General features: G+C 46.9%; 9 protein-coding genes. 2 read left to right on the top strand and 7 right to left on the bottom strand.

Annotated features, from left to right (window positions below; translation table 11 throughout):
* Nucleotides 1-139 precede the first annotated feature (139 nt).
* The 7 genes from QT974_RS07370 to tmpT form a co-directional block, all read right to left on the bottom strand.
* Nucleotides 140-661 carry a hypothetical protein gene (locus QT974_RS07370; protein ID WP_333467865.1) on the bottom strand — a complete coding sequence of 174 codons (522 nt, stop codon included), beginning with the start codon at nucleotides 659-661 and terminating at the stop codon, nucleotides 140-142.
* Between the two features lie 759 nt (nucleotides 662-1,420).
* The gene (locus tag QT974_RS07375; protein WP_333467866.1) at nucleotides 1,421-1,993 is read right to left on the bottom strand and encodes a thermonuclease family protein; all 573 of its coding nucleotides are present in this window, start codon (nucleotides 1,991-1,993) and stop codon (nucleotides 1,421-1,423) included.
* A gap of 13 nt (nucleotides 1,994-2,006) precedes the next feature.
* On the bottom strand, nucleotides 2,007-5,024 hold the full coding sequence (polA, locus tag QT974_RS07380) for a DNA polymerase I (RefSeq protein ID WP_333467867.1): 3,018 nt from the start codon (nucleotides 5,022-5,024) through the stop codon (nucleotides 2,007-2,009).
* A gap of 277 nt (nucleotides 5,025-5,301) precedes the next feature.
* Entirely contained in the window at nucleotides 5,302-6,159 is an 858-nt protein-coding gene (locus tag QT974_RS07385; RefSeq protein WP_333467868.1) for an SDR family NAD(P)-dependent oxidoreductase, read from the bottom strand.
* A gap of 179 nt (nucleotides 6,160-6,338) precedes the next feature.
* Entirely contained in the window at nucleotides 6,339-8,954 is a 2,616-nt protein-coding gene (gene ppsA / locus QT974_RS07390) for a phosphoenolpyruvate synthase (RefSeq protein ID WP_333467869.1), read from the bottom strand.
* 99 nt (nucleotides 8,955-9,053) lie between these two features.
* Nucleotides 9,054-9,680, bottom strand: coding sequence for a Uma2 family endonuclease (locus tag QT974_RS07395; RefSeq protein WP_333467870.1), 627 nt, complete (start codon nucleotides 9,678-9,680; stop codon nucleotides 9,054-9,056).
* 97 nt (nucleotides 9,681-9,777) lie between these two features.
* Complete coding sequence (gene tmpT, locus QT974_RS07400; RefSeq protein WP_333467871.1) at nucleotides 9,778-10,416, bottom strand: thiopurine S-methyltransferase; 639 nt, start codon at nucleotides 10,414-10,416, stop codon at nucleotides 9,778-9,780.
* A gap of 228 nt (nucleotides 10,417-10,644) precedes the next feature.
* Between tmpT and QT974_RS07405 the strand changes: the two genes are divergently transcribed.
* Nucleotides 10,645-11,568 carry a cyclase family protein gene (locus tag QT974_RS07405; protein WP_333467872.1) on the top strand — a complete coding sequence of 308 codons (924 nt, stop codon included), beginning with the start codon at nucleotides 10,645-10,647 and terminating at the stop codon, nucleotides 11,566-11,568.
* Nucleotides 11,569-11,742: 174 nt separating this feature from the next.
* Nucleotides 11,743-13,074 (top strand): DnaJ domain-containing protein, encoded by a 1,332-nt coding sequence (locus QT974_RS07410; protein WP_333467873.1) that lies wholly within the window; start codon nucleotides 11,743-11,745, stop codon nucleotides 13,072-13,074.
* Nucleotides 13,075-13,135 lie beyond the last annotated feature (61 nt).

The following is a 13,135-nucleotide window of genomic DNA, read 5'->3' on the forward strand; positions in this document are numbered from 1 at the left end:
GAAAGAAACCATCAAAGCCCGGGTTTGAGGAATTAACAACATATAATTAGTAGCGAGTTATAAGTTGCAAGTTGCCAGTTAGATTTGTGATTAAAGGCTCAACTCTACTGGCCACTCACAACTTACGATCGCTGTTTTTCTACTGGCAAAGTTGAAATTGTGCTATGTCAGCAGGAAGTTTTGAAGCATTAGGTATGCTAGCAGAGGCAGGAACGAAGATCCCCATCCCAAAACTGCAACCCTCTGCCTTGGTGCATTCCCCAGGCTTGGCAGTGATTTGATATTCACCTTGGGATGGAGGAGTAAAAGAGATTGACACCAGTTCGCCGGTCTTTTGACTCGCACCGATTTCCTGGCCACTGGCATCCTTGAGAGTTAGGTTTAAATCCTGGCAATTTCCGTCGCAAGTGGCAACAAAAGTATACTCAGTATCTGGGTGCAGCGTGGCTCTAAAAGGAGATGAAACTTGCTTGCGAACAGTGCCTATTAATGGCCAAAATACCAATTTCTGACCGTTGCTTTTGCGCTGTTCAAATTCATTTTTTAATCGACAAGTAACAGTTTTTTGCTCGTTGGTCAGTTCTTGAGCAATAGCATTTCCTACAATAGCAGTACCCAGCAGCAGTGCAATTCCAGAAATAACCAGATGTTTGATATTCATTGATGTCCCCTTAAAATAATTTGTGGGTGATTGCAATAGACCGCTTTTGTCAGCAGTCTATTGATTTATCTGGAGCCTATCACATTTGTTGACTTTTCCCAAAAAAGCTCTGCTCAAAATGCGATCGAACTCATCTCTTGCCGGTGATGAATCTGGCATCAGTCGAGTTGAGATTTCAGATTTGAGATACTTCGGCTTCGCTGTACAAGTTTGAGATTGACTTGGAGCATTGAATCTGGGAGCTTTAACAGGAGCCTAAAACTTGGGGAACGACACGAATGAATTCGGGGGCTTGTATGCGTTTTTTGGCGACTCAGCTATCGCCCAAACTCCACAGATAGCCGATACTAGGAGCAGCACCCCGTCCTCGTTGTATTGTACTAAATTACGATGCTCGTCATCGGTGTTTAGAAACAGAGTTTATCAAATTGCAGATCGAGGTTAGGATATTCTGCGTTAACAACATAATTTTGCTGGTGTCAATATACACATCGGTTGAAACTTTTTGCTATAGCCTCAATCGCAAAAAAGGAGTACACCGAAACCTATGTTGCTAAGCTTTTTAAGTTTAATTGAGTAAATCATTTACCCTGTAATACCACCTCCTTTGTTATTCATCCCCGTTATAAGTGGTAGGGTACGTCGCTATGAGATATCTCAATAGCAACGAGAGTTGTTCGTGGCGACGCACCCTACATTTACTAATGACGGATGACTAATGACTAAGGACTAATGACTAAGGACTAATGACTAAGGACTTCATTTATCGCTGTGCCGAAAATTCCAAGCAGGTACAAACTTAGAATCTCCCCAAACACCGCGGCGATTTTTCTTGGCTTCAGCTTCCGCTTCTTTCACAATACTTGCACTCGGACAATTTTTTAAATAGGGAGTATAAACCATTGCTAATCCTTCGCGCAGCAAAACTTCTTGAGCAAATGTGCCATTTGGCAAGCGAACCTCGCTAACTTTACGGCCGTAGCGGTCAGTATCGGTGACTGTCAAAACGACGCGACCGCCCCCTTGTTTGACGAGCTGCTGCATTCTTTGCTGGGCTAAATTGCCCCACTTGAACTGATTTTTATCGGCTGCTTTTTTGCTGTTTTTTTCGGAGTTTTTGTGGGCAATTTCCGGTGCATCTACGCAGGCAAAACGCACTTTAATATCTTTACCGGCGGCATCGCTGGCGACAAGAGTATCGCCGTCGCTGACTCGTTTGACAGCATAATTGTTGGGCGGTAGCTTTTGCGGACAGCCGGTGAGTAGGAAAAGCAGAGCAACTGCACTCAAGCTGGCGATCGTAGGGGAAAGGGCAATTTTATTTTGGCTCATAGTTTTCTTTTTTTTATTTAGTTTCCATCCAATTTTGCCCTGCGTGGATGTCAACTATCAGGGGTACGCTAAGCGGCAGAGCATTTTCCATCGCCGTTCTAATTTTGGGCTGCAATTCTTCCCATTCATCGGGAGGTACTTCAAATATTAATTCATCGTGAACTTGCAGCAGCAGCCGCGCCTGATAGTTTTGCAAAATTTTGTCTACCTCAATCATGGCAAGTTTAATGATATCAGCACTAGAGCCTTGAATGGGAGCGTTGGCTGCGGCGCGCAAAGATTGGGCGTCATCTCTGCTGAGAGATTTAAGTCTGTCGGAGTGAATGTCTTGGGGATTGCGGCCTTTTAAGTCGAGGATGCTTTCGCTCTGGAAATTCAAGTAGCGGCGGCGACCTAGTATAGTTGAAACGTAGCCTAGGGCGATCGCCTCTTTTTTTACGTGCTCCAAAAATTCAAACACCTTACTGTAACGCTCGTTAAATCGCTTAATAAACTCTTTGCCGTCTGCTGCGCTTTTACCCATCGATTTGCCAAACTTAATCGCCCCCATACCGTAAACTACCCCAAAATTAATCGTTTTGCCAAACCTGCGCTCGTCGGGAGTTATTTCTTCCTTTTCAAATAACAGTTGAGCCGTGACGGTATGCACGTCGCGGTTATTTTGGTAAGCTTCGATTAACACGGGTTCTTGACTCAAATGAGCCAAAATTCGCAGTTCAATTTGAGAATAGTCAGCCGACACCATCAACCAGCCCGACTCTGGTAAAAAAGCCTTGCGAATTTGCCGCGAAAACTCGGTACGGATGGGAATATTTTGTAAATTTGGATTGGAAGAAGAAAGCCTTCCCGTACCAGTTGCAGCTTGGTTGAAATCTGTATGCACTCGCCCGGTATCCGCACGCACCAACTGCGGCAAAGCATCGACGTAAGTTGACTTTAATTTGGATAATGTTCGGTGTTCCAATAAATCGTCTACAATCGGGTGGTCTCCTTGCAATTTATCCAAAACAGCGGCATCTGTAGAGTATCCCGTTTTGGTTTTGCGAGACTTTTTCTGAAACTGTTCGGGGATTTTTTCTAACAAGATTTCGCTGAGCTGTTTTGGCGAACCTAAATTAAACTTTCTCCCGGCTGCTTCATAGGTATTTTCTTCGAGTTGGGCTAATTTAATTTCTAGCTCTTGCGATAGGGTATTGAGATAAGCTGAATCAATGCGAATGCCGCAGTATTCCATTTCAGCTAAAACTGGTTCGAGGGGCTGTTCTACTTCCAGCAGTAACTCATGCAAAGTTTTTCCGGGAAAGCTACCTTCATCAGCTCGATTTAATTCGGCTCTAAGTTTGTTTACTAACCCAAATGTGGTGTGAACATCCATGCCGCAGTAGTTGGCTACTTCGGGGATGCTGATGTCAGCAATTGTTTTGTTTTTCGGTACTAATTCATTGTAACTTTTGGCGACAATGTTTAAGTATTTCCTTGACAATTCGCTGAGACTGTGGCTGGTTTCTGGGTTGAGTACGTAACTGGCTAGCATGGTGTCAAATACGACTCCTGCTAGTTTGATTCCTTGACAGCGCAGGATCGATCGATCGAACTTAGCATTTTGCAGCGCCTTGGGATAATTCTCGCCTTCCAAAATCGGGCGCAAAGCATTTAAAACCGTGGCTTTGTCCAAGTTTGTGCCCGTTTTGTGTCCCGTGGGAATGTAAGCTAAATCTTGTTCGCCGGTTCCCCAACAGCAGCCGATTCCGACTAATTCGGCGTCTCGCGGTTCTAAGGCGGTGGTTTCGGTATCCCACGCCACGGGCGAGGCTTTGTCGGTGTGGGTTTGCAGGAGTTGAATTAATTCATTTAACTGTTCGGTTGTTTGAATGATTCGCGGTTTGATTGGTAGTTGGTTTTCTTGCTGGGCGGCTTTGGTGTCATCAGGACTCCAAAACCATAAGGCGTCTGCTTCTCGATCGTCAGAAGTTGCAGGCGATGCCTTTATTGAATTATCAGTATTACTTGGCTGTTCAGAGATTGTAACTTCTTTGGTTGATTCTGCTTCTTCGTGCTTAGTTATTACTTCTTTCTGCTCTTCTACACCACCGAAGCGCTTTTGAATTTGTTTGACTTTGGTTAAAAATGTTTTAAATTCCAACTTTTCCAGCATCGGAATCAATGCTGCTTCGTCAAAACCTTTAAGCTGACAATCTTCTAAGTTGATTTCTAGGGGAACGTCTTGAATAATTGTCGCCATGCGCTGAGAATGATAGGCTGCTTCTTTGCCTTCTTCTAGCTTTTTCTTGGTGGCGCCTTTAATTTCGTCGATCGCAGCATAGATGCCGTCGAGGGTATTGTAAGCTTCCAATAATTGCAGGGCGGTTTTGTCGCCGATGCCTTTGACTCCGGGAATGTTGTCGGATTTGTCGCCGCAGAGGGCTTTGTAATCTATTACTTGTGCTGGTATAATACCGAGTTTTTCTTTGACTGCTTCCGGGCCGTATGCTTGGGATTTGCCTTTGCCCGATCGCCTGAGTTCATCCGTGCTCAAGTACAATACGCTGATGTGTTTCTCGGTGTCTACTAATTGAAACAAATCTCGATCGCCCGTGAGGATTTTAACCGCATAACCCGCGGCGCTGGCTTTATTCGCCAAAGTTCCCAAAACATCGTCGGCTTCGTAGCCGGGAGCGGTGACTGCTGGTAAATTGAGATAGCCCAGGAGTTCTTGCAGGTTTTTGAGATCGGGGATAAAATCTTCGGGTGTTTCGGCACGACCGGCTTTGTAGGTTTCGTCTGCTTCGTGGCGAAAAGTGGGCGTGGCGAGGTCAAAGGCGATCGCCATGTACTGGGGGTCGTGGGCCGCCATAACTTCCAGCAGAGACTTGAGAAAGCCAAAACAGACGCTGGTGGGAATGCCTGTGGTAGTTCGCAAGCCTCCGTCTCGACTTTTGGCAAAGGCGAAGTAGGAGCGAAAGGCCAGGGAGTGGCCGTCAACTAAGATGAAGGTGGGAGGTTGATTTTCCGACACTGACACAGATTGCACGAAACTATTTTCTCATTGTAGCTACTGAAAATCTCTAGTTTTTTGTCAAATGGGTTGTCGTGTTTCTCAGTCTGCCGCAGCAAAATGCGCCATCTGGTCTGCGTGTGCCTTCACGAACGACGGGCGTGCCGTGGCGCGCACAACATAGTCACGACAGGCGGGATATGTTGCCAGCCCGTCGAATCGATCGACCCTTACCCACATCCTTTCAACTATGCTCCCACCAATAATCTCAATTATTTCCCTACAGACTATCTCGGAAGTACAAGCCCAGTCCTTAAAACGCAACATCCGCAGCAATTTCCTGCCAGCGAGTAGCCAAATCCTCCGCAGTAGAAATTTCAACAGCAGCAAGGTTTAATGGATAGTCCACATTGTCGCGCTCGACCCAGCGTGCGGCTGTAAATTGACCATTGCTTGCCCTTAATATAAATCCAGACTCTCGGCATTCTGGAGAAGCAAGATATAACACTCCAGGGGCTACCTGATCGGGTCGCAAATCCTCTGGCTGATCTTGTACATTCCACATCCGCGTTTTGGCTACCGGCGAAATCGCATTAACGAGAATTCCATGCTCTTTGCCTTCAACCGCGAGCACGTTCATCAGACCTATCTGTGCCATTTTCCCCATCGCGTAAGGAGCAAGACCACTGAGTGCATATTGCTGATAAATAGCTCGATCCGAAGTCGTCAGCACGATCCGTCCGTAGTTCTGCTGCTTCATAATCGGAAAGGCGGCTTGAGCCAGCCATGTTGGTGCCTCTAAATTAATACTGATGGCGCGCTGTAGAAAATCAGGCGTTAGTTCTTGCACTGACTGATAGGCAACCCATCCCGCATTGTGGATCAAGATATCGAGGCGGCCAAACTTCGAGAGCGTAGTTTCCACTAGGCTTCGGCAGTTATCTCTACTATCAAGGATTACGTTGCTTGGGAACGCAACTCCACCTGCTTCTCGAATCCTGCTTGCAGCATCAGCCGCTACGTTCGGATCAAATCCGGTTCCATCTTTGTTAACGCCTGTGTCATGTATAAGGACTCGCGTTCCTCTTTCCGCAAGCAGGTGGGCATAGGCTGCCCCTAAACCTCGCCCGCTTCCAGTAATAATAGCTACTCGATCGTCAAGTCGAATCATTTACTTTCTCCTGACTTAAATACGGTCTCCCTTCCACGTCCATTTCTTTTCGCTTCACCGACAAAAATACAGCAGATTCCAGGTTTGTGAAGTACAGTGGCAATTATTGGCAAACTAGCTACTGAGGTAGATACACAATCTTATGTACCATATATACATGGAATATGCTGTATCTCAATTTATAGCATTTCTACATACCCTTCTGTTCCATTCACCCGGATTCTCTGTCCGTCTTCGATCAGCTTGGTAGCATTTTCTACTCCCACAACTGCTGGTAAACCATATTCACGGGCGATAACCGCACCATGAGTCATCAGTCCACCAACTTCAGTGACTAGACCTTTTATGGATACAAACAAAGGTGTCCAGCTAGGGTCAGTAAATGCGGTGACTAATATATCTCCAGCTTCTAAATCTGCATCTTCCATGTTTAAGATGACACGTGCGCGCCCCTCGATAACGCCGGAAGAAACAGCTAGACCAACAATCGCTGCGGCTGGGAGATTTTCTCGTTTGTACTCACCTGCAACGATCTCACCATCAGACGTGAACACACGCGGAGGAGTTAGTTTTTGATATAATTTGAACTCGTCTTTTCGTTTGCTGATAATCTGGCAATCCAGTTTATTTGTGCGGACAACTTCGCGAAGTTCTTCAAAAGTGAGATAGTAGATATCTGATTTTTCATTAATAACGTTGGCTTGTACGAGTTGTTCAGCTTCTTTCAGCAAAGTTTGTTTGTAAACGAAGTAGCGACTTACTATGCCGTATTTTGGATATTCACGATAACCGATGAGATTCCGAACCAGGTCGATCGTTCGTTTGGTTTCTTTGGCTTTTTGTTCGCCATCCGGTAATTGCTGCAACCGCTCTAATAACTCTTGTTCCTTTTTCAGCGCTTCCTGGCGTCCTTGCTCAAATTTGCGATCGCTGGCACCAGGCTCAAAGTTTTTGATATTATTGAGTATCATGGGAACAAGTGTCATTGGTTTTTCACTCCAACGAGTTCTGGTAATATCGATTTCTCCGGCACATCGCATTCCGTATTTGTTAAGAAAAGCAGAGATAGCGTCTTGAGTTTCCTGTCCGCCCTCAAACTGAATTAGTTCATCCAAAAAGTTATCATCTTTTGTATGTTTTAAATACTCAATAACTTCTGGATAAGGACGAATCGCATCTGCAACATCCAATAGCGCTAGACCCATGGACGAAGTAATATTGTTGGGCGCAGATTGAGCAAGCGTGTCTGCTGCATTTTTCTCACCTAACCATTCGCTCATTTTTTCATTAATCCAGGATGCAGCATTCATCCCAGTCATAATCACACCAAAACTCTGCGGATCGGAGTTGGTCTTCTTTAATTGCTGGATATCTTCCAGGATAAAATCAAACAGATCCGATCCTGATTTCGTTTGGATGTTTTGTTTTAACGCTTCGATCGAGGTTTGGCTCTGTTGAATCAAATCAGCAACAATCGCTGGATCGTAATCGTTTAGTGTTTGATAATTTGCGGGTGGCGCGCCTTGATTGCTTTTACCAGAATCTGATTCTTCTCGATCGTCCGGTAACGATTTTATAAAATTTTCCCGCTCTATGATGGTTGTAAGTGCGTCTTTTATGAGCGGATCTGATTTTCCCAGGACATTTACTAAAGTTTCTCTGCCCGCAGGTGAAGCCAGCATCGGTGTAACATCAACAAACAACCTTCCACCAGCAGTACGCATGAGTGCCTTAGTAGTTAACAGGAAAAAAGACAATCCCAATGGTTTCATAGCATCGGTCATCATTTGTTGATGACCGACCGATACATAGACGTGATTTTCTCGATCGTGCGCTTCAGGAATCGGGAATAAAGTAGTAATTGGGCGGCTCTGCACAATATAAAATGTATCGTCAACCAAACACCATTCGATGTCCTGGGGGCTGCCGAAATGTGCTTCGATCTTTCTGCCCGTGCGATCGAGCTGTAAAATCTGCTCGTCCGTCAGGGCTTGCTTATTCTGCAACTCAGGCTCAATCTCCTGTGCTTTCGTACCGCCATCTTTTAAGGCATAAATAGCCAGTTTCTTGGTGGATATCTGCTTATCGATCGCCTTGCCGTTACACACTTTATAGCTATCAGCATTCACCAGGCCGGAGACCAAGGCCTCACCAAGTCCGAAGCTGGCATCAATGGATAATACTTTCCGATTAGAAGTGACGGGATCGGCAGTAAATAAAATGCCTGCCACCTGCGGGAAGACCATCTTCTGAACAACTACAGACAGGTGGACTTTACGGTGATCGAAGCCGTTTTGTATCCGGTAAATTACCGCACGATCCGTAAAAAGGGAAGCCCAACATTTATTTATGTGCTGATAGATTGCTTCCTTTCCGATAATGTTCAAATACGTATCCTGTTGGCCTGCAAAAGAGGCCGTCGGTAAATCTTCCGCAGTTGCGCTCGATCGTACTGCACAGGCATTTTTTTCTCCCAGCCTGGAGAGGAAGCGGGCGATCTCTTCATTAATATCTTGAGGAATGGCTATCGCTTCGATGAAAGAGCGAATCTCACCGCTAAGTTCACCGATTTTATGCCGGTCTTCTACTTTTAGAAGCGATAACCGATCGAGTAATTCGTGAATCGACGACGTTTCCCCAATGATTCTTTTAAAGGCGACCGTAGAAATACAAAAGCCATCCGGTACGAGGACTCCTTGAATCTTGGAAAGTTCCCCCAAGTTTGCGCCTTTACCCCCAACAAGCATGAGTTGTGTTTTGTCAATATCCTGAAAACCGAGTACAAAGGAACTCATCCTTTTCCCTCCTTTAGCAATTCATACTTTGGCAATATTGCGATCGCTTGTTAACATAATATATCGATCTCTCATCGAAGGTAGTCGATCGTGGCGATTTTATCTACCAGCCCTCAACACCTGTTCGGCCGTCAGTTTTAAGTCTGGGAAGGTTGGAGAGACGATAGTTCGATCGCCCCGAAGCTGCTGAATTTCATACTCGCCATCCACCAGAATGCAGATCGACAATGTGGGCTGTTTGGGTTTGCCAATGTGTCGAATCCCACCCAAAGCGGCGCAGTCAGCAATCCAATATTCGGCAATCCCTAACGCAGCATAGTCTTCTACCTTACGAGCATAGTCATTCTGCCAATTGCTGCTGACGACTTCAGCGATAAACTTAATCGAACTGCCTTGCGTCAGAATTGATTGTTCTGGCCATAGCACTTCATTCACCAATTCTGTCCGATCGACCACCGCAATGTCCGGTCGAAATGCTGTCATATTAGTATTAGGAGGGCGTAAGAGTCCCCGTTGCAGGACAAACCAGGGTAAGCCTGCTCCGTCGATTTGGACATTCAGTTTGCGATCGATAAACGCCGCAACTTCTTCGTGTAGGCCTGTTGGTTCCAAATCGAATACCTCTCCATCGATCAGTTCATAGCGGTTATCGCCACCATACCGGGCGAGAAACTCATCAAAGCTGAGTGGCTTCTGTTGTATTGGTTGGTCAATCGCAATGGTCATAGGTCAACTTAGCCCGATCGATGCCTTCAGTCTATCAGATCGAATTCGGGAAGCATATTATGCAAAAAGATTTAGTGCGTAAGTCCTGACAGATTTATTAATCCTTTTTGAGCAGCCAAGCATTTTCGGTGGCCGCGCATATTCCTTTCAGTCCACCTGGTATGGATCTGCTTTCAAGAAGCTTTAAATTATAAGCATCTTTATAGTGTCGATTTACTTCATCACTATCAACCGAAAAAGGGGGCCCGTTCATCAGGCTTCGATCGTATTCCAAGCTAATCATTAACTGCTCGGCTGTGTCTGTAATTTCTAACAAATGTTTTGCATATCTATTTCTCACTTCTTCCGGCAAAGCGATCAAAGCTGCTCGGTCATAAATTGCATCGACACGGCCAAGAACTTCATGAGATAAGTCAAAAATATCACCAACGAATATGTCGATGTTTGTCGCACTATAGCGTGAGACGTTACCAAGTTTTGATATTTTTGGCTCTAATCCAAGTCCTAGGAACAGATGCTCGATCGCGAGTTGGCTCAACTCTGCTCCGGCGACACGATACCCTTGAGAAAGCAACCAGGCAATATCCAGAGTTTTGCCACATAAGGGTAAAAATACACGACTCTCTTCGACCAATTTAAGTTCTTTGAAGTATGCAACCAATACAGGATTGGGCTTGCTTGCGTGAAAGGCTATCTCATTCTTTTCCCACTTTTGGAGCCAAAAATCTGTATCCATACTGTTTCCTATTAACGATCTACTTACACGCAACCTTGAGCATCACCCGTCGCAGGCAACCTTCATACTCAATCAGAATATCCAACCCTAAGGTAGCATGGTGAAGGGCGATCGGCTGAATTCAGAGGTGATGCAGCGATCGCCCTAACCTACAAACGCTTCAACAGGCTGGATATTTGCCTAGCCGTAAATATCCCGAAACAAACAAGCTAAGAGGTCACTCCGGCTATGCAAAGATTTAGATTCTTAGGATTTATTATTGTTGTCTTTTGTGCAATCATTTCTTGGTCGATCGCAATTGCTCAGCCAAATCCTCAACCCCCACTCTGGCAAGTCTATCAACGCTCACTCAAATCAGCAAAATACGTCGATCTCACCCACACCATTACACCAACTATCCCGGTATGGGCGGGTTTTGGAAAGCCTAAATTTTCAGCTACGATTGCTCCGACAACGGGCAAAGCTTACACCTACTCCGCCGATGGCTTTGAAGCAACCCACTACGATTTGCCCACAGACCAACTAGGTACGCAACTCGATCCCCCAGCCCACTGGAATCCTGACTATCCTGCGATTGACGAGTTACCACCCACCTTTGCTGTTCGTCCGTTAGTGGTGATTCCGATTCAAGAGCAGGTGGCTCGCGATCCAAACTATGCTATACAAGTGCGAGATATTCTGAAATGGGAACGGCAACACGGCCAAATTCCGGAAGGATCTGTGGTGTTTGTCCGTTCTGATTGGTCGAAAGAATGGCCGAATCCTGAGTTGGCAACCCGTACCCAGTTTCCAGGTGTTTCGCTGGATGCGCTGCAATTTTTGCATCTAAAACGTAAAATTCTATTTCACGGTCACGAACCCCTCGATACAGATAGTACGCCGACGCTGGAAGGAGAAGCTTGGTTGCTCAGAAATGGCTATACTCAGGCTGAGGGAGTAGCCAATCTCGATCGAGTGCCGGAAACAGGAGCCTTAGTGACGATCGGCTATCCCAAATTTCAGGGGGGATTAGGTGGCTATGCCCGCTACATTGCCATCTGTCCGCCCGATTGGCGCTATGGTGTATCTGTGGGTCAACTCCCCGAAGCTCCGCTCGCCAAAGCAGCCAAACCCCTCCACTGGGATCGGCAACTCGGTGTACGAGTCCGATAAATAACCCATGCAAACAACAGCGAGGAATCAATCTTGAAAACAAGCTTGGAAATTAAAGGTGGCGATGCCCAAGCCTTATCTAAAATCTAAAATCGGCGGGCTGTGCAGCTTGCTTGAGAATAGTGGAAGATAAGAAGTACGATCGCCCATTTACCGCACTCGCGATCGAAGCCTATGGCTGACATTAATCGATGCTACGAAATCCTCGAAATTGAGCCTGGGGCTTCCCTAGAAGAAATTAAGCGCGCTTACAGGGATTTAGCCTTTGTGTGGCATCCCGATCGGTTTGCTCACAACGATCGCCTGCAACAAAAAGCCCAACAAAGATTAATAGAAATCAATCAAGCTTACGACGAGTTGGTGTTATTTCTCAGTCAGCCTCCACCGCAGGCGACCGACAAACAATCTCAGCAGCCCGCACCGCCGCCACCACCCGAAAAGCCGCCCGAAAAGCCACTGAGAAGGCGTTCTGCAAAATCAGCAGGCGCCAAGCCCGGTTCCCAGCGCACTCAAACCCGGCAAAAAAAAGCAGCATCCCACAAAATTCCCACTCCAAACAACCCGAAAAACCAGAAACGATTTACAACTCAAAATCGCCAAACGTGGGGGGGAAAAAAGCCATCTGGGCCCACCGCAGCCAGGGAAGCGCGACCATCTCAAAAATATCCCTACCTTACCGCGAACCGGAAAAAAGAATTTCCGACTCCATACTCCAAACCGCGGCCATCACAAAAATATTCCATGTTCCCTTGGGGGCCGCTGGCGATCGCCGTGGCGAGTTACGTTTTGACAGGCTACATTTTGACGAAATTTGACGCCCCAATGTGGATGTGGACTTTAATCTGGGGTGCGGATTGGCTGTGGGGCGCGATTTTGCTGGCGGAGGGCTCGGCTACGCCTAGAGTGTGGCTGGCGGCGTTGGTCTCTGCTGGTGCGGTCGGGGGGTCGATCGCCGGTTTTCAAGCTGGAGGAACGGTAACAGGGGCTGCTTGGGCGGTAGTTGGTGCTGGTTTGGGGGCGATCGCCAGTTCTGCCGCCGAGTCTCGGGCCGTGGCCGTAGTGTTGGCGGGGGCGGGAGTGACGACAGTGGTAGGATTGCTGGCGGGAACGGGTTCTGGGGATTGGGTGAGGGCAGGAGTGGTGGCCGTGTGCTGGGGGATTGTCGGTTTGACGTGCGGGCTGGTGGCGGAAGTAGGGGTGAATTCCCGGCGCCCCGTCGGCCTCTCAGGTGCGATCGGGCTGGGGATGGGGGCGTGGGCGGGCGCTTTGGCTGGTGCGGGTTCGGGCGCTTTGACTGGGGCCTTGGCGATCGCCGGATCTAAAACTGTTTACGGGGCTTGGGCGGCGACGGGAGTTATTGCTGGAGTTGTGGCGCGGATGGTAGCTGCTGAAAGGTCGATCGCCACTGGCCGCCAACTGTACACGTTTATTTTGTTAGTCGCTAGTTCCGGTTTCGGGCTGTGGTTGGGAAATTGGCTGGTTAGTCGATCGCATCTTTTTAATTAGTCATTGGTCATTAGTCATTAGTCATTAGTCATTAGTCATTAGTCATTAGTCATTAGTCATT

The organism is Microcoleus sp. BM001215392 (genome assembly GCF_036700185.1).
In the GTDB taxonomy this organism is placed as follows: Bacteria; Cyanobacteriota; Cyanobacteriia; order Cyanobacteriales; family Microcoleaceae; genus Microcoleus.